Below are 16823 nucleotides of genomic sequence, written 5' to 3'. Positions count from 1 at the left end.
CCCGGGCACCCGGCGGATAGCCCGGGGCGGCCCGAAACCGGCGGACCGATCAGGCCCGGAGGCGGAGTCCGCGGGGGGTGGGCTGGAACCCCGCGGCGGTCAACGCGTCGTGCAGCGGTGACGAGCGCACCGCCTCGCCGTCGGCCCGTTCGACGGAGATCGTCCCGAGGGCTCCCCCCTGTACGGCGTCGGCGAGCGCCTTACCGGCGGTCGCCAGCAGGTCGCTGTCGTCGGCGAAGGAGAGCAGCGTCCGACCGCCCCGCTCGACGTAGAGGACCAGGTCACCGGAGACCAGCACCACCAGGGCGCCGGCCTTGCGGCCGGCCCGGTGCCCGGTCGGGGTGGCACCGCCGTCCCCGGAGTCGACCACCCGTTCCGGCCAGGGCAACGCCGCGCCGTACGGGTTGGCGGGGTCGGTCGCGGCGAGGACCAGAGCCAGGCCGGCACGGACCCGCCCACCGTCGGCCGGGTCGGCCAGCGCGCGCAGTCGGTCAACCGCCCCGGGTACGGCGAACTGCGCGGCCCCCAGCCCCTCCACGAAGTAGCCGCGCCGGGTGGCGCCCCGTTCCTCCAGCGCGGACAGCACCGGGTAGACGGCGGCGTACCCGCCGGGCACCTGCTCCGCCGCGACCGCGCCCCGCGTCACCACGCCGTGCCGTTCCAGCAGTACGTCGGCGAGGGCCGCGGCGCGGCGGGTCGGGTCGGTGTCCCGTTCGGGCAGGCGCGACCAGCGGCCGGCGACGGTGGGTGGGCCGCTGCGTGACGGCAGGGCGACGCGGCCGGGTCGCCGGTAGCGGGTACGGGGGGTGGCCGGGCGGGACCGGTGTGCCCCGCGACCGGCCAGCAGGGCCCGCAGCGGGGCGAGAGTGTCGTTGGTCAGGTGACCGGCCCACACCAGGTCCCAGACGACGGCGGCGAGGGCGGTGTCGTCGGTGGCCCCGAGCCGGTCGGACAGGGCACGGAAGAACAGCGCCTGCCCATCGTCGAGGGCGTCGAGCACCGCGTCGTGCAGCGGGGTACGGGTCAGTGCCGCGTCCGGCGGGGGAAGCAGCAGCGGGGCGGTGTCCGCGTACGCGAGCACGACCCAACCGTCCCCGCCGGAGATCGCCCCGGAACCGGCCCACACCACCTCGCCGCTGGTACACAGCTCGTCGAGCTGGGCGGGGGAGTAGTCGGCGATCCGGGCCGGCAGCACCAGTCGCTCCAGGGCGGACCCGGGCAGGGCCAGCCCCTGTACCTGCTCCAGGGCCGCGGCGACCGCCGGCACCCCTCGCCCGGCCGCACCGACCTGTTGCCAGCGGGGCAGAAAGGTGGCCAGTGCTCGGGGCGGCACCGGCTCGATCTCCCGGCGCAGCGCCGCCAGGGAGCGGCGGCGCAGCATGCGCAGCACCTCGGCGTCGCACCACTGGGTGCCGACCGTGTCGGGGGCGAACTCACCGGCGAGCACCCGACCGGCGGCGGCGAGCCGGCGCAGCGTCCCCTCGACCACGGCCACTCCGAGCCCGAACCGGGCGGCGCAGGTGGCGGCGGTGAACGGCCCGTGGGTGCGGGCGTAGCGGGCGATGAGGTCACCGAGCGGGTCGGCCACCGGGGCCAGGTACGCCTCGGCCACGCCGACCGGAAGCGCGACACCCAGCGCGTCCCGTAGCCGGCCGGCGTCCTCGATTCCCACCCAGCGCTCCTCGCCGGCGATGCGGACCCGCAGCACCCGGCGGGCGGCGACCAGCTCGGTCAACCACTGCGCCGGCGTCCCGCGCTCGGCCAGTTCGGCGCTGCTCAGGTCGCCGACCATCCGCAGTAGCTCGACCACATCCTCGGCGTCGCGGGGGCGGCGCTGTTCGGTGCGCCAGCGCAGCTGGCGTTCGGTTTCGGCGAGTACCGCCGGGTCGAGTAGCTCCCGCAGGTCGACCCGGCCGAGCAGCTCGCCGAGCAGGGCTGAGTCCAGGGTGAGGGCGGCGGCCCGCCGCTCGGCGAGGGGCGCGTCCCCCTCGTAGAGGAACGTCCCGACGTAGCCGAAGAGCAGCGACCGCGCGAACGGCGACGGCTGCGCCGTCTCCACCTCGACCAGGCGTACGCTGCGGGCGGCCAGGTCACGCATCAGCGCGGCGAGCGCGGGCTGGTCGAAGACGTCCTGGAGACATTCCCGAGCCGCTTCGAGGGTGACCGGGAAGTCCGCGTACTCCCGGGCGACGTCGAGGAGTTGGGCGGCGCGCTGCCGTTGCTGCCAGAGGGGCTGCCGGCGGCGCGGATCCCGGCGGGGCAGCAGCAGCGACCGGGCGGCGCACTCGCGGAACCGGGCGGCGAACAACGCGGACGTGCCCACCGACTCCTCGACCAGCTGGGTGATCTCGTCGGGCTCGAAGACGACCATCTCCGCGCCCGGCGGCTCCGCGGCGGTGTCGGGCAGGCGGACGACGATCCCGTCGTCGGCGGGGAGCACCTGGGCGTCCACCCCGTACCGCTCGCTGAGCCGGCGGCCGATGGCCAGCGCCCACGCGGCGTTGACCTGGGCGCCGAGGACACTGTGCACGGCGAGCCGCCAGTCACCCAGCTCGTCGCGGAAGCGCTCGACCACCACGGTCCGGTCGTCCGGCAGGCTACGGGTGGCCGCCTGCTGCTCCCGCAGGTACGCCAGCAGGTTTCCGGCTGCCCACTCGTCGAGACCCCCGGCGCGCAGCGCGGCTACGGCGGTGTCGTCGTCGGTCCGCAGCAGGGTGCGGAGGCGGGCGCCGATTGCCCGGCCCAGCTCCACCGGGCGGCCTGGCTGGTCGCCCTTCCAGAAGGGCATCTTGGCTGCCTGGCCCGGGGCGGGGGTTACCAGCACCCGGTCCGGGGTGATGTCCTCGATCCGCCAGGATGAGGAGCCGAGGAGGAAGACATCGCCGACCCGCGATTCGTAGACCATCTCCTCATCCAGTTCGCCGACGCGCGCGGCCCGCTCCGCCCCGGCCAGGAAGACGCCGAACAGACCCCGGTCGGGGATGGTGCCGCCGCTGGTCACCGCGAGCCGCTGGGCACCGGGCCGGCCGGTCAGCAGGTCGGTGGCGCGGTCCCAGACCAGGCGGGGCCGCAGCTCGGCGAAGGCGGTCGACGGGTAGCGGCCGGAGAGCATGTCGAGCACCGCGTGCAGCGCCGAGTCGGGTAGTTCCGCGAAGGGCGCGGAACGGCGGACCAGGTCAGCCAGGTCGCTGACCTGCCACGGGTCGAGTGACACCATCGCCACGATCTGCTGGGCCAGCACGTCGAGGGGGTTGCGCGGGTGGTGCAGCTCCTCGATCGCGCCTTCGGCCATCCGCTCGGCCACCACCGCGCAGGCGAGCAGGTCTCCGCGGTGCTTGGGGAACACCACGCCCCGGGAGACGGCGCCGACCTGGTGCCCGGCGCGGCCGACTCGCTGGAGCCCGGCGGCGACGCTCGGCGGCGCCTCGATCTGCACGACCAGGTCGACCGCGCCCATGTCGATGCCCAGTTCCAGGCTGGAGGTGGCGACCACCGCCGGGAGCTGCCCGGACTTGAGGGCTTCCTCGATGTGTTCGCGTTCGGATCGGGAGACGCTGCCGTGGTGGGCGCGGGCGATCACCGGTGGCGCTCCGGTCCCCGACCCGGCCTGCGCCATCAGCTGGGCCGGCGGTCGGGCGGCGCTGGCCGGTCCTCCCGGTGCCTCGGTGCCGGCCGTGCTGCCGGCCGCTCCGGTGAGCTCCTCGGCGGCCAGTTCGTTGAGCCGGGCGCAGAGTCGCTCGGCGGAGCGGCGGGAGTTGGTGAAGACGATGGTGGAGCGGTGCGCCCGGACGAGGGCGTAGACCCGCTCCTCCACCGCCGGCCAGATCGACGCGCGGCGGGGGCGGTCGAGGTCGGGCCCGGGCTGCTCCGGCTCGTCGAGGAGGGTCATGTCGGCGACCGGGACCTGGACGCCGACGTCGATGGTCTTGGCGGTGGGCGGGGCGACCACGTCAACTGGTCGGGCTCCGCCGAGGAAACGGGCGCAGGCGTCAACCGGCCGGACGGTGGCGGAGAGGCCGATGCGTTGGGCCGCGGTGGGTAGCAGGTCGTCGAGCCGTTCCAGCGACAGCGCGAGGTGGGCACCGCGCTTGGTGCCGGCCACCGCGTGCACCTCGTCGACGATGACCGTCTGCACGCCCCGGAGCGAGTCGCGGGCGGCGGAGGTGAGCAGGAGGAACAGCGATTCCGGGGTGGTGATGAGGACATCCGGCGGGGTCCGGGCGAAGGCGCGGCGTTCGTCGGCGGGGGTGTCGCCGGTGCGCATGCCGACGGTGATCTCGGGCGGGGTCAGCCCCAGCCGGGCGGCGGCCTGCCGGATACCGGTGAGCGGGGTCCGCAGGTTGCGTTCGACGTCGAACGCGAGCGCCTTGAGTGGGCTGACGTAGAGCACCCGGCAGCGCTGCCGGGGCTGTGCCGGGGCGGGCTCGCGGGCCAGCCGGTCCAGCGACCAGAGGAAGGCGGCCAGGGTCTTGCCGGAGCCGGTGGGGGCCACGACCAGTGCGTTACGGCCGGCACCGATGGAGCGCCACGCTCCCGCCTGGGCCCTGGTCGGTGCGGCGAACGCCGCGGCGAACCAGTCCCGGGTGGCCGGGCCGAACGCGTCGAGCGCGGTGTTGTCGGTCATGTGGGGCGCTGTGGTCGCGTCGCTGGCCTCGCCGCTCGTCGACCTGCCGCCCGCCTGGTTCGCCACGTCCCCATCGTGCCCCCACGGTCCGACACGTATCCGAGAAGCTGTGGCGTTCTGTCCGGCTAGACGCTAAAAGCATCGAATGTAACTATGCATTGCTTAAGTCTTAGTTAACTGCTTGATTGTAACCCACAACATAAAGTAACTTCCTCGCGATGTAGTGCGAGTGGAGGGCGGATGGCGGTCGAGAAGGCGCCTGCGGTGGTGTCGACGGCGGGTAAGCGGGCGGCCCGGGCTGGCACCGATGTGCTGATCCGGAAGGTCGACGGTCATCTCGCCGCCGTCCGCGCCGGCCTGGCCGAGCCCGAGTTGGAACTCGCCGAGCGGCTCGCCCAGGTCCTGCGCGAGCTGGTTGTCTCCACGGCCCGGGCCAGCGCCGCGGACCGGGGTCGAGTGCGCGCGGCCGTGCACTACTTCGTCCTGCGCCGGGAGAGTCGGGGGCGGTTGCTCTCGGTGCGCTCGCTGACCGCCGCTCAGCGGGTCGTCAACCGCGTCGTGCTCGACCTCGGGCGTCCTGACCTGCTGGTCGAGGCTCGTTGGGACTGTCGTCCCGGGGGTCCGCCGCGCTGACCGCCACCCCGCTGGTTGCCTTCAGGTCGGTTCACGTCTTGCCGTACGGGGAGTGTCAGGGCACGCTGGGATAGCGAAAGCTGTCAATGCAATCCCGGATGTGTGGTCGTGCCCACCGGTACGGCCCGCCCCGACCCGGAGGACCCATGAGACCCCGTACCCCTCGACCCGTCTGGCCGGCGGTGCTGGCCGTCGTGGCCGCGACGGCGCTGACCGCCACCGCGGCCGCCGCTGCGCCGGTGCGCCCCCACCTCGCGCCGTCCTCGGCTGCCGTCGACGCCCCGGACATCCCGCTGGCCAACGTGAAGGCCCACCTGAACCAGCTCCAGTCGATCGCCAACGCCAACGGCGGAAACCGGGCGCACGGTCGACCCGGCTACCTGGCCTCGGTGAACTACCTGCGGTCGCAGCTCGACGCGGTCGGCTACACCACCACCGTGCAGTCGTTCACCTACGCCGGTGCGACCGGCTACAACCTGCTCGCCGAGTGGCCGGCGGGTGACCCGGACGCCGTGGTCCTGACCGGAGCGCACCTGGACGGCGTCACCAGTGGACCGGGCATCAACGACAACGGGTCCGGCTCGGCGGCCATCCTCGAGGTGGCACTGGCCGTACCGAGCAGCGGCTTCACCCCGGACAAGCGGCTACGGTTCGCCTGGTGGGGCGCGGAGGAGTTGGGTCTGCGCGGCTCCCGTCACTACGTGAACAGCCTGTCGGGCGCGGAGCGCGACCGAATCAAGCAGTATCTCAACTTCGACATGGTGGGTTCGCCGAACGCCGGCTACTTCGTCTATGACGGCGACGACTCCGACGGGGTGGGTGCCGGCCCCGGGCCCGAGGGCTCCGCCGAGATCGAGCAGATTATCCAGGCGTACTACACCTCGATCGGCGTGACGACCCAGGGCACCGACTTCAACGGCCGCAGCGACTACGGGCCGTTCATCGCGGTCGGCATCCCGGCCGGGGGCACGTTCACCGGCGCGGAGGGCATCAAGTCCAGCGCCCAGGCGGCGCTCTGGGGCGGGACGGCGGGGCGGGCTTTCGACTCCTGCTACCACCGTTCGTGCGACACCATCGCCAACATCAACGACACGGCACTGGACCGCAACGCCGACGCGATCGCGTACACGGTGTGGGAGTTGGCCCAGACGTCCCCGCCGGGTGACACGGTCTGGAGCGACACCTTCGAGACCGCCACCGGCTGGGTCGTGGACCCGGCCGGCACCGACACCGCCACAACCGGGGCCTGGGAACGCGGCGACCCCGCCACCACCAGCAGTTCCGGGACCACCCTGCAACTCGGCACCACGGTGAGCGGTAGCTTCGACCTGGTCACCGGCGCGGCTGCGGGCAGCAGTGCGGGCAGCCACGACGTCGACGGTGGGGTCACCTCGATCCAGTCCCCGGCGGTCAGCCTGCCGTCGACCGGCACGCTGACCCTCAGTTTCTCCTGGTACCTCGCCCATCTCAGCAACGCCACCAGTGCCGACTACCTGCGCGTCCGGGTGGTGGGCAGTAGCACCGTGACGGCGTTGAGCGTCACCGGCACGGCGAGCAACCGGGCTGGGTCCTGGCAGATAGCCAGCGCGGATATCTCCTCGCTAAGCGGCCAAACGGTACAGATATTGATCGACGTGGCGGATGCCAGCAACCCGAGCCTGGTGGAGGCCGCCGTCGACGACGTGCGGATCACCCAGAGCTGACCGTGCGCCGGAAGGGTCCGGGTCGCCGAGACCCTTCCGGCACCGCCAGCGTACTTTCAGGTACTCCCGATAAAATGGACGACATGATCGACTCGTCTGCCCAGGAGGGCAGCAGTAGCGAGCCGGGTAATGCCCGGCTATCCCCGGCCCCGAAATCGACGGGAGCCCTGAAGCTCCCGTGTTGATCGTCGTTGGGCTCCTCTTCATCGTTGTCCTCACCGCCGCCACCGGATACTTCGTGGCCCAGGAGTTCGGCTACGTCGCCGTAGATCGGGGCAAGCTCAAGCAGCGTGCCGCCGAAGGCGACAAGGCCTCGGCCCGGGCCCTGGAGGTGACCGGGCGGCTGTCGTTCATGCTCTCCGGCGCCCAGCTCGGCATCACGGTCACCGCACTGCTGGTCGGCTACGTCGCCGAGCCGTACCTCGGCGCCGGCCTGGCAGATCTGCTCGGGCTATCCGGAATGTCTGACCAGGTCAGCGGGCCGCTGTCCGTCGCATTCGCGCTGCTCATCGCCACCATCGTGCAGATGGTGCTGGGTGAGTTGGCGCCCAAGAACCTCGCGATCGCCCGCCCCGAGGCGCTCGCTCGGGCGCTCGCCGGCTCCACCCTGATCTACCTCAAGGTCGCCGGCCCAGTGATCAAGCTCTTCGACCGGGCCGCCGTCCGGCTGCTCCGCCGGGCGGGTGTCGAGCCCGTCGAGGAGCTGCCCAGCGGGGCGACGCTGGAGGATCTGGAGCAGATCATCGCCGAGTCCCGCGAGGGCGGACACCTGACCGCGGAGATGTCCACCCTGCTGGACCGCGGCTTGGACTTCCGGCAGCTCACCGCCGGGGAGGCCATGGTGCCCCGGGTCGACGTGCACACCGTCCGCGCCCACGAACCGGTCAGCCGCGTCGTCGAGCTACTGGAGACCGGCCGTTCCCGCTTCCCCGTCCAGGGGGCCGAGGGCGTTGACGACGTGATTGGGGTGACCGGCATCGCCGACGTGCTCGGCGTGCCGTTGGAGCGCCGAGCCACCACCCCGGTCGGTACGGTGGCCGTTCCTCCGCTGCTGGTGCCGGAGACCCTGCCGTTGCCGACGGTGCTGGACCGGCTGCGCTCCAGCCATCGGCAGCTCGCCTGTGTGGTTGACGAGTACGGCGGCTTCGCCGGCGTGATCACCTTGGAGGACATCGCCGAGGAACTGGTGGGGCCGATCCGCGACGAGGATGATCCGCCGGAGCGGATACCGACCCGGCAGCGCGACGGCTCCTGGGTGGTGCCGGCCCGCTGGCGGATCGACGAGGTCGCCGACAGCACCGGCATCTCGCTGCCCGTGGCCCCGGAGTACGACACGCTCTCCGGGCTGGTCATGCGGGAGCTGGGCCGGGTACCAGAGGTCGGCGACCAACTGGAGGTCGCCCTGCCGGCAGACGGGGATGAGGCGGCAGCCGGCCCCCGGGCGCTGGTTGAGGTGCTCGTGGTTGACCGGCACGTCGCCGACTCGGTCCGGCTGCGCCTGCAGGAGTCGGAAGGCCAGCCGGAGGTGCAGGCATGAGCGTCGGTGTCGCCCTCACGGCCTCGGTGGTCCTGCTGGCGTTGAACGGGTTCTTCGTCGCCGCCGAGTTCGCCCTCGTGGCGAGTAAGAGTTACCGGCTGGAGCAGGCCGCCGCCGGTGGTGGCCGGGGTGCCCGGGCCGCGTTGGACGGCGTACGCGAGCTCTCGCTGATGTTGGCCGGTGCGCAGCTCGGCATCACCCTGTGCACGCTGGGGCTGGGTGCGCTGGCCGAACCGGCGATCGAGCAGCTGCTCAGCCCGCTGCTGTACGCCGTGGGCCTGCCCAGCGCGGCGAGCCACGTGATCGCGTTGATCTTCGCGCTGAGCCTGGTGACCTTCCTGCACCTGGTGGTGGGGGAGATGGCGCCGAAGTCGTGGGCGATCACCGACGCGGAGCGGTCGGCGACGTTGCTGGCGCTGCCGTTCCGCGCTTTCGCCCGGGTCTCCCGGCCGGTGCTGTCGGCGCTGAACTCCCTGGCGAACGGCATCCTGCGGCTGGTCAAGGTCCAACCACAGGATCAGCTCGCCCAGGTGCACGGCCCGGAGGAGTTGCGGCTGCTGCTGGAGCAGTCCCGTGAGCACGGGCTCCTCGGTGCCGAGCAGCACGAGTTGCTGACCAGCATGCTGCAGTTGCAGGGCACCACCGTGGCGCAGGTGATGGAGCCGTTCGACCGGATCGTCACCGTGCGACGGGACGCGGACGCGGGCCAGATCGAGCAGGTCAGCCGGGACAGCGGGCGGTCCCGCCTGGCGGTGCTCGACGAGGCCGGTGACGTGTGCGGGCTGGTGCACGTACGGGAGGCGGTTCGGGCCGCGGCCAGCCGTCCGACGGCGACGGCCGAGAAGCTGATGACGACCGCGTTCACCCTGCCCTCGTCCGCCACGGTGACCGAGGCGGTGGCGGCGATGCGGGCCCGGCGTTCCCAGCTGGCGTTGGTCCGCAACGGTGGGGGGCCGACCCGTCCGGTCGGTTTTGTCGCGCTGGAGGACCTGCTGGAGGAGGTCATCGGCGAGTTCGACGACGAGACGGACCCGGTTCCGCGGGGACGGCGGTTGCGCTGATCTGGTCTGGGTAACCGGGGCCGGTGCGGTTGACGGGGGTGTCGCCGGAGTCCGGTCGGACGGGACTGACCGTCCGGACCGCGCTGGCCAACCCGAGCACCCGCCCGGGCCTGCTGTTGCCCGGGCGGGTGACTGTCAGCGCCGGCCCGGTTGACGTTCCGGTGCTGCATGTCCGGCTCGGCCTGGTCACGTCGGCCGAGCCGGACGACCCGGAGGCCCCCCGGCGGCTGGTGCAGTTCCATCAGGCGGAGATCGCCACCGGGTTCATCCTGCGTGCCGGGCGGGCCCGCAGTATTCCGTTCTCGTTCCCGATGCCGTGGGAGACCCCGGTGACGGTGGTCGGTGGAGCGCCGCTGCTCAGCCTGCGGATGGGGCTGCGTACCGAGGTGGCGATCGAGCCCGGGCTGGATCAGGGTGCGATGGTGCCGCTCTTCGTGCACCCGCTGATCGCCCAGGCGCACATTCTCACCACCCTGGAGATGCTGGGGTTCAGGCTGCGGCAGGCCGGCTCGGTCGCCGCCCGGCTGCCCGGGGTCGAGCAGCAGCTAGCGCTGCACCAACGGCTGGGCTACTGGGTCGCGCCGTTGTACTCCGGGCCGATCACCGAGCTGGAGGTGATCTTCATTGCCAACTCTGCCGGTCTCGAAGTGCTCCTCTGGTGTGATCGTCGACTGGCGCTGGCCGGGATCACCCACCAGAGCATCAGTCGGTTTCGGATCTGGCATGACGGCGCCGAGCGGCAGGACTGGGTGGCGACCGTGGACGGGTGGCTGCGGGGTGCGATCAACCGGCACGCGGCGATGGCGGCGCACGCCGACTGGTCGGCCCCGATCAACGAGTCCGCCCATGTGAGCCGACCTCCGGACGCGCCACTGCCGCCGGGAATCGGGCTGGGCGGCACGGCCGGGGGCCCGGGCGTCGGCGGTGGCGGTGGCGGTGGCGATGGCACGTGACCGGGGCTGTCGGCCGCTGGCGGTGGCAGGTGACCCGGGGCGGGTCAGCCGGTGGCGAGTTTCAGACTGAAGCCGAGGAAGAGCGCACCAATCGTGGTCGTCCCGCCCGCGGCCAGGCGGCGGCGTTGGTGGAACTGGGCGGCCAGGAAGGTGCCCGCGAAGATCAGTATGGTCAGGAAGAGCGCGCTGATGAGCTGCGCGATCGACCCGAGCAGCAGGAACGACAGCGCCGGCCAGGGGTAGTGCGGGTCAACGAACTGGATGAAGAACGAGACGAAGAAGAGGATCGCCTTCGGGTTGAGCAGGCTGATCACCAGAGCTCGGCGGAACGGGCTGCGTGCTGGGGTGGGGTCGTCGGCGTCGAGAAGTCGCGGTGCGGCCGGGTCGTGGCGGGTCCGCCAGCGCTGCCAGGCGCCGCGCAGCATCCCCAGACCCAGGTAGCCCAGGTAGGCGGCGCCGGCATATTTGATCACCAGGAAGAGCGGCGGGTACGCCTGGAGCAGGGACGCCACCCCGGCGGCCGAGAGGATCATCAGGACTCCATCGCCCACGAACACCGCGCTGGCCGCGCGGTAGCCGGCGGCCACGCCACGGCGGGCGGCGGTGGAGAGCACGAAGAGCGAGTTGGGCCCGGGCAGCATGATGATCGCCACGGTGCCCAGCACGTACGTCCAGATGTCGGTGATCCCCAGCACGCCGGACATCATGCCGGTGTCGACACCACCGGGGCGAGTCCTTTCCCCGGCGCCGGTCTGTGTCGTTGGCCACCGAGGGCCCGGCACGGGCTGTGCGAACGGTCAGGCTGCCGAGTCGAGTGGACGCCGGTGGTCACCGACGATGCCGGCGATGACGGTGAGCAGCGCGGCGGTGACAATGCCGAACTCGACACCGAGTGCGTGGCGAAGGGCGGTTGACCAGTCTCCGTTGTTGGCGGTGACCGAGCCGAGCAGGGTTGCGCTGATCACCGCCAGCCCGATCGCGGCGCCGGCCTGCCGCATGGTCCGGTACATGCCGGCGGCGCTGCCGGCGTTCCGCACGGGCACCTGCGCAAGAGTCAGGGTGTTGTTCGGTGTGATCACGAGGCCGCTCCCGACTCCGGCGAGGAGCAGCGGGAACGAGTTCAGGACCGAGAACGTCGTCCCGGTGACGCTGGTGAGGGCGATCATCAGGGCGAGGCTCGCCAGGACGGTGAGTAGCCCGACGGCGATCAGCCGGCGACCGAGTCGTTCGACGTGCCGGCCGCCGAGCAGCGCGCCCAGCGCGGAACCCACCGCGAATGGCGCGATCGTGAGCCCGGTGTGCAACGGACTGCGGTGGAGACCGTACTGCAGGTGCAGGCTGAAGATCAGCGGCAGCGAGGTGAAACCGGCGTAGTAGAAGAAGCCGAGCAGCAGCCCCAGGCGGTACGTCCGATGGGTGAGTAGGTGAAAGTCGAAGACCGGCGGATGTCGCCGGGCAGTGGAGGTCTCCCAGGATCGGAAGGCGAAGAGGACGCCGATCCCGGCCGGCAGCAACAGCCACGGCAGCAGCCCCGGCCACTGCTCCCGCTGTAGCGCGGGCAGGATCACCAGCATGAGTCCGGTGCCCAACAGCAGCGTGCCGATCAGGTCGGGTCGGTGATCCTTCGGGCCGCCCAGCGGCTTCGCCGGGAACAGCCGCCAGACGAGCACCGTCGCGACGACGCCGATCGGGATGTTGCCGAGAAAGACCAGCCGCCAGCCGTTCTCCACCCCACCGAGAGCGATGATCAGCCCGCCGATCACCGGTCCGATCGCGGTGGCGATGCTGGTCGTGGCTCCGAGAAGCCCGAAGGGTCGGCCTCGCCGCTCGGGGCGGAACAACTCCTCGACCAGGGCCGTGAGCTGGGGGACGAGGACACCGGCCGCGGCGCCCTGCGCGAGTCGGGCGACGACCAGTGCGGTGCCGGAACCGGCCGTTCCGGCAACTGCGCTGGCGCCGGTGAACAACGCGAGGCCGAGGATGAGCGCGTGGCGCCGCCCTCTGGCGTCACCGAGTCGTCCGGCGGGGACGAGTGCGAGCGCGAACATCAGCGAGTAGCCCGAGACGACCCACTGGACAGCACCGTTGCCGGCGTCGAGCGTGCGTTCGATCGAGGGCAGCATCACGTTGATGACGCTCAGGTCGAAGAAGCTCAGGAAGGAGACGGCTGCCGCGATGGCGATGATCCGCCACCGTTGGGTGTTCCCGGCTCCGCCCGGGGCGTCCGACCGTGACATCCACCCCGCCTGATCGTGAAATGACCGCTTCGTGCTAATCGAAGGTAATGCGGGATATCACCGAAAGCCGGGGATGTAGCTAAAGATCTTGAACGTCTGGCATCGACATGTCAGCACCTGTTTGTCGTGTTGTTACCCGCTGGGGGCCGCGTTTCGTGGGGGGAAACCGGCAGGATGACGGTGGTTTGCGCTGGCTTCGGTGCGAACCGCTGATCACTCGGATGTCTACCCGGGAGTTGCTCGTGCGTAGGAAATGGTGGGGTGGGGCGCTGGCCGTGGTGACGGCGGGTGTGGTGGTCGGTGTGGCTCCGACGGTGGCGGGGGCCAGGGCCACGGCCGGGACCACGCCGATTGCGGGGTCGGCGCTCGCCCAGACTGTCGAGTCGGCGCCCACCCACACCGTTGCGCAGGTACGAAAGCAGTTCCTGCAGCCCGGTCCGGGTGTTGGGGTACTGGTGGTGGCGCACCGTGGGCACTGGCGTGCCGCACCGGAGAACTCCCTGAAGGCGATCAGGTCCGCGGTTCGTGCGGGCGCGCACGTGGTGGAGATCGATGTCCGGCGTACGGCTGACGGTCATCTGGTGTTGATGCATGACAGCACGGTGGACCGGACGACGAATGGTACGGGTGCGGTGTCGGAGTTGACGCTGGCCGAGGTGAGGCGGCTGCGGTTGAGGGTGGGCCTGGGTGGCGATCAGGCGCCGTTGACCGATCAGCGGGTGCCGACGTTGGCCGAGGCGATGGCGACGGTGCGGGGCCGGGCCATGGTCAACCTGGACAAGGCGTGGGACATCCGGGACGAGGCGTACGACGTCCTGGTCGACAGCGGCACCCTGGACCACGTTCTGTTCAAGAGTTCGGCGCCGGTCGCGGAGGTTGAGCAGTTCCTCGCCACCGACCCGGAAATCCTCTACGTCCATGTCGTGAAGGAGGAGAACGCCGCCGACCTCGACGGGTTCACCGACCACCAGCCGGAGGCGTACGAGCTGGTCTTCGACCGGCTCACCGAGCCGCAGATCCAGCCGGCGGTGGTGGCGGCGCTCCGCGAGCGGGCCCGGGTCTGGGTCAACACCCTGTGGTACGGCCTCGCCGCCGGCTACACCGACGAGTCGTCGTTGCGGGATCCGGCGCAGGGGTGGGGTGCGGTGGTGGATCGGCACCAGGCGGACATGATTCAGACTGACAACCCGGAGCAGTTGGTGAGCTGGTTGGCGAGTCGGGACCGGGAGCACGGTGGTCGGGGGGAGTGGCCGTCGTTGCCGAAAGGGTCGGTGCGGGTGCAGGCCGAGGACTACTCGCCGGCGGGTAGGGGGATCGGGTACCACGACCTGGAGGACGAGAACCGGGGTGGCACCGCGGGCCGCCAGTACGAGGGCGTGGACATCTGCGACAACAATGCCGCGATCGTGATGTGTTGGATCCGCGGTGGTGAGTGGGTCACGTACACCGTCGAGGTGCCGAAGTCCGGCAACTACCGGGTGAGCGCCCGGATGTCGTCGCCGTACTTCCCGGCGGGGCGGTTCTCGATAACCTTCGACGATCAGCCGACGACCGGTCCGGTGGACGTGGTCGGCACGACCTCGCACGATGCCTTCGAGTTGCAGGAGATCGAGGGGACCCAGTACCTGCGTCGGGGTGCGCACGAGTTCGAGGTGCGGATGCACGAGGACGCCCACCAGAACTTCAACATCGACTACTTCCAGTTCGACCGCGTCAAGCACTGAGCCGCTGACTGCCGCAGCTCGCCTTCGGCGTACCGCCGCCGGGTCGCTATACCCACAGCAGGAACCGGCGGTACAGGTCGGATGCCGTGTGGGTCTGGACCTGGGCTAGCTGTTCGGCCGCTTCCGACATGAGGGCACCCAGGTAGACCCGCAGCGCGGTGCGGTCGGTGTGGTATTCGGCCAGGAGGGCGTGTCGGGCTGCCGGGCAGGGCCACTCCGCCTGGCAGCTGCCGCACCCCCACAGTGGGCGCATCGGTAGGTGTGGCCGGTTAGCGGCCGGGTCACCCGGACGTGGGGGCCTCGGGCTGGTCGTCATCGCAGCACCCGGAGTGCGATGGCGGCCACGACGATCACCAGGATGAGCGCCGCGATCAGCTGGTGCCGGGTGGTGGCGGACGGCGGGGGAGTGCTCGGCGTGCTCGGCCGCACCCGGTCGCCGTCGGGCAGCGGCGGCGACCCGTGCGGGTCACGGTACGCGCGTCGGCCAGCGCGCGTCGGCTGGTCGGGGCGTGCGGGCCGGTCGAGGCTCGCCGGCTGGTCAAGGTGCGCCGGCAGGTCGCGGTGCGTGGGCTGGTCGGTGGTCGGGTTGTCATCGGCCATCACAGTCTCCGTAGCCCCGCGAGCACCGCGGCGAGGAGGTCGGCACCGGGGGCGGTGTGGACGACGCGGGCCCGGCCAACCACCCGCCCACCGGAGAGCAGCCGTTCCAGCTCCCCGTCGGGGAGAGTCGCCGCGTGGTCGGGGCTGATCGCGTCGGCGAGCGCGGCGCGGCGCCTCCGTCGCGGTAGTGGTGGTGGCGCGGTGGTGGTTGTTGGCACGGCTCGCCTCCCGGCTGTGGTGGTTGCTGGTTGGTGGTTGCGGTCCGGCAGCGCCTCCGGCGGGTCGGGCCCGCCACCGGTTCACGCCGTCTACGGGCAGTTTTCCGACAGTTGTGGGGCGAACACACCGCGTAGTACTAGGTTTTTGGGACGTCTGGAACGTTTGAGGGAGGTTGGAGCATGAACCACGCAGTCATCGCGGCGATGACGGAGGCGGGCGAGACCGCCGAAAGCCTCGCAGCTCAGATCGGGGTGGATCCGAAGACGGCCGCGAAGTGGGCGAGCCGTGGACGGATTCCCCAGACCCGGCACCGTGCGAAGGTGGCCGCGATCCTCAAGCGGGAGGTGGAGGACCTGTGGCCGGATGCGGTGCGACGCCGCGAGCCGGCGTGGTTCCGCCCGTGGGCCGACATTGAACGCGAGGCGGTGTCACTCCGCGCGTTTCAACTTGCGTGGGTGCCGGGCCTGCTGCAGACCGCGGCGTACGCGCGGGCGACCCTCGCCGGTGAGGCGCTCAGCCCCGAGACGGTTGAGGAACTGGTCGACGTGCGGATCAAGCGGCAGGCGATCCTGCGTCGGGACCGGGCGCCGATGTTCATCGCGGTGCTGGACGAGCTGATCCTTCGCCGGTCCGCCTACGGCGACCGGGGGTTGATGCGGGAGCAGTGCGAGCAGTTGGCGGCCTCCGCGGAGTTACCGAACGTGTCGATCCATGTCGTGCCGCTCTCGGCGGGTATGCACCCTGGTCTCGGCGGTCCGTTCACCCTCGCCGAGTTGGAGAAGGGCGCAGTGGTGGCCCATGTGGACAGCCAGGCGAAGGCGCAACTGGTCGATGGCGTCACGGATATTGCTACGCTGAGTCGACGGTGGGAACGCATCCGGGGGGAGGCTCTCTCCCGGGCGCAGTCCCGAGACCTGCTCAGGGAAGCGGCGAGTTCATGGACCTGATCGGCGCGCGGTGGCGCAAGAGCAGTAAGAGCGGCAACAACGGCGGCGACTGCGTCGAGGTCGCCGGTAACCTTCCCGGCGTCGTGGGAGTCCGGGACTCCAAGGACCCGGCCGGGCCGGCGTTGGTCTTCGGCCCGGCGGCGTGGCGGGCGTTCGTCGCCCAACTTCCCGGGCAGCCCTGACCCCACCCAGCGGGGCAGCCCCCGACCATTTCGGAAACACTGAACCCCCAACCCGGCCATTGCCCGGTTGGGGGTTCAGTGCGCTTCCGGCCGAGGCCGGGCACCGTCAGGTGCGGCTAGATGATGGTGTCGAAGGCGTCCCAGCTTTGGCCGATCTGTCGGGAGGAGGCGTAGCTGTAGGGGACGCCGTTGTCGCGGACGATGTTGTTGGAGTAGAGCCAGAGGGTGCCGTCGGGTTTGCGGGCTACGAGGTCGGTGTAGCCGTCGCCGGTGACGTCGGCGCCGATGATGGTGTCGAAGGCGTTCCAGCCCTGGCCGATCTGTCGGGAGGAGGCGTAGCTGTAGGGGACGCCGTTGTCGCGGACGATGTTGTTGGAGTAGAGCCAGAGGGTGCCGTCGGGTT

At 71.2% G+C, this 16823-nt stretch carries 14 protein-coding genes and 1 pseudogene; 8 read left to right on the top strand and 7 right to left on the bottom strand.

Annotated features, from left to right (window positions below):
* Nucleotides 1–49 precede the first annotated feature (49 nt).
* A complete protein-coding gene (locus B118_RS0116980; RefSeq protein WP_028193070.1) occupies nucleotides 50–4690 on the bottom strand; it encodes an ATP-dependent helicase in 4641 nt (1546 codons plus the stop codon).
* Nucleotides 4691–4864: 174 nt separating this feature from the next.
* Here B118_RS0116980 and B118_RS0116975 point away from each other — a divergent pair, with 174 nt between their 5' ends.
* The 5 genes from B118_RS0116975 to B118_RS0116955 all read left to right on the top strand — a co-directional run bounded on the left by B118_RS0116975 (nucleotide 4865) and on the right by B118_RS0116955 (nucleotide 10511).
* On the top strand, nucleotides 4865–5257 hold the full coding sequence (locus tag B118_RS0116975) for a hypothetical protein (protein ID WP_018220621.1): 393 nt from the start codon (nucleotides 4865–4867) through the stop codon (nucleotides 5255–5257).
* Between the two features lie 146 nt (nucleotides 5258–5403).
* Nucleotides 5404–6960, top strand: coding sequence for a M20/M25/M40 family metallo-hydrolase (locus tag B118_RS0116970; protein ID WP_026185319.1), 1557 nt, complete (start codon nucleotides 5404–5406; stop codon nucleotides 6958–6960).
* 178 nt (nucleotides 6961–7138) lie between these two features.
* Nucleotides 7139–8497 (top strand): hemolysin family protein, encoded by a 1359-nt coding sequence (locus B118_RS0116965; protein WP_018220619.1) that lies wholly within the window; start codon nucleotides 7139–7141, stop codon nucleotides 8495–8497.
* Nucleotides 8494–9558: a hemolysin family protein gene (locus tag B118_RS0116960; RefSeq protein ID WP_018220618.1), complete on the top strand. Its 1065-nt coding sequence runs from the start codon at nucleotides 8494–8496 to the stop codon at nucleotides 9556–9558. Before B118_RS0116965 ends, B118_RS0116960 begins: the two co-directional genes overlap by 4 nt.
* A gap of 23 nt (nucleotides 9559–9581) precedes the next feature.
* Nucleotides 9582–10511, top strand: coding sequence for a sporulation protein (locus tag B118_RS0116955; RefSeq protein WP_018828060.1), 930 nt, complete (start codon nucleotides 9582–9584; stop codon nucleotides 10509–10511).
* Nucleotides 10512–10555: 44 nt separating this feature from the next.
* On the opposite strand, the gene leuE is transcribed toward B118_RS0116955, so the two are convergent.
* Both leuE and B118_RS0116945 read right to left on the bottom strand, forming a co-directional pair.
* The gene (gene leuE / locus B118_RS0116950; protein ID WP_018220616.1) at nucleotides 10556–11218 is read right to left on the bottom strand and encodes a leucine efflux protein LeuE; all 663 of its coding nucleotides are present in this window, start codon (nucleotides 11216–11218) and stop codon (nucleotides 10556–10558) included.
* A gap of 90 nt (nucleotides 11219–11308) precedes the next feature.
* A complete protein-coding gene (locus B118_RS0116945; protein WP_028193069.1) occupies nucleotides 11309–12748 on the bottom strand; it encodes an MFS transporter in 1440 nt (479 codons plus the stop codon).
* A 221-nt stretch (nucleotides 12749–12969) separates the two neighbouring features.
* On the opposite strand from B118_RS0116945, the gene B118_RS0116940 reads away from it, so the two are divergent.
* Entirely contained in the window at nucleotides 12970–14472 is a 1503-nt protein-coding gene (locus B118_RS0116940; protein ID WP_238323963.1) for a glycerophosphodiester phosphodiesterase family protein, read from the top strand.
* A 46-nt stretch (nucleotides 14473–14518) separates the two neighbouring features.
* Here the strand turns inward: B118_RS0116940 and B118_RS0116935 are convergent, their stop codons facing one another.
* The 3 genes from B118_RS0116935 to B118_RS0116925 are packed head-to-tail and all read right to left on the bottom strand — an operon-like array spanning nucleotide 14519 to nucleotide 15290.
* Nucleotides 14519–14788: a hypothetical protein gene (locus B118_RS0116935; protein WP_028193067.1), complete on the bottom strand. Its 270-nt coding sequence runs from the start codon at nucleotides 14786–14788 to the stop codon at nucleotides 14519–14521.
* Nucleotides 14785–15072 carry a hypothetical protein gene (locus tag B118_RS0116930; RefSeq protein ID WP_018220612.1) on the bottom strand — a complete coding sequence of 96 codons (288 nt, stop codon included), beginning with the start codon at nucleotides 15070–15072 and terminating at the stop codon, nucleotides 14785–14787. Before B118_RS0116930 ends, B118_RS0116935 begins: the two co-directional genes overlap by 4 nt.
* Nucleotides 15072–15290 (bottom strand): hypothetical protein, encoded by a 219-nt coding sequence (locus B118_RS0116925; RefSeq protein ID WP_028193066.1) that lies wholly within the window; start codon nucleotides 15288–15290, stop codon nucleotides 15072–15074. Before B118_RS0116925 ends, B118_RS0116930 begins: the two co-directional genes overlap by 1 nt.
* 180 nt (nucleotides 15291–15470) lie before the next feature.
* On the opposite strand from B118_RS0116925, the gene B118_RS0116920 reads away from it, so the two are divergent.
* Both B118_RS0116920 and B118_RS0116915 read left to right on the top strand, forming a co-directional pair.
* Entirely contained in the window at nucleotides 15471–16238 is a 768-nt protein-coding gene (locus B118_RS0116920; protein ID WP_027646134.1) for a DUF5753 domain-containing protein, read from the top strand.
* Entirely contained in the window at nucleotides 16229–16420 is a 192-nt protein-coding gene (locus B118_RS0116915) for a DUF397 domain-containing protein (RefSeq protein ID WP_018744547.1), read from the top strand. Before B118_RS0116920 ends, B118_RS0116915 begins: the two co-directional genes overlap by 10 nt.
* Nucleotides 16421–16536: 116 nt before the next feature.
* Here B118_RS0116915 and B118_RS32160 read toward each other — a convergent pair.
* A pseudogene (locus B118_RS32160) lies at nucleotides 16537–16823 on the bottom strand (hypothetical protein); the annotation flags it as partial.

It is taken from the genome of Salinispora pacifica CNR114, assembly GCF_000514775.1.
In the GTDB taxonomy this organism is placed as follows: Bacteria; Actinomycetota; Actinomycetes; order Mycobacteriales; family Micromonosporaceae; genus Micromonospora; species Micromonospora pacifica.
Note: the sequence above shows the minus strand (reverse complement) of the source record. Positions and strands in the feature narration are given on the sequence as shown.

Bases quoted from the DNA above. Each gene is read 5' to 3' on its own strand.
- B118_RS0116975 (WP_018220621.1), top strand. From the start codon at position 4,865: ATGGCGGTCGAGAAGGCGCCTGCGGTGGTGTCGACGGCGGGTAAGCGG.
- B118_RS0116970 (WP_026185319.1), top strand. From the start codon at position 5,404: ATGAGACCCCGTACCCCTCGACCCGTCTGGCCGGCGGTGCTGGCCGTC.
- B118_RS0116960 (WP_018220618.1), top strand. From the start codon at position 8,494: ATGAGCGTCGGTGTCGCCCTCACGGCCTCGGTGGTCCTGCTGGCGTTG.
- leuE (WP_018220616.1), bottom strand. From the start codon at position 11,218: ATGATGTCCGGCGTGCTGGGGATCACCGACATCTGGACGTACGTGCTG.
- B118_RS0116945 (WP_028193069.1), bottom strand. From the start codon at position 12,748: ATGTCACGGTCGGACGCCCCGGGCGGAGCCGGGAACACCCAACGGTGG.
- B118_RS0116940 (WP_238323963.1), top strand. From the start codon at position 12,970: ATGTCTACCCGGGAGTTGCTCGTGCGTAGGAAATGGTGGGGTGGGGCG.
- B118_RS0116935 (WP_028193067.1), bottom strand. From the start codon at position 14,788: ATGACGACCAGCCCGAGGCCCCCACGTCCGGGTGACCCGGCCGCTAAC.
- B118_RS0116930 (WP_018220612.1), bottom strand. From the start codon at position 15,072: ATGGCCGATGACAACCCGACCACCGACCAGCCCACGCACCGCGACCTG.
- B118_RS0116920 (WP_027646134.1), top strand. From the start codon at position 15,471: ATGAACCACGCAGTCATCGCGGCGATGACGGAGGCGGGCGAGACCGCC.
- B118_RS0116915 (WP_018744547.1), top strand. From the start codon at position 16,229: ATGGACCTGATCGGCGCGCGGTGGCGCAAGAGCAGTAAGAGCGGCAAC.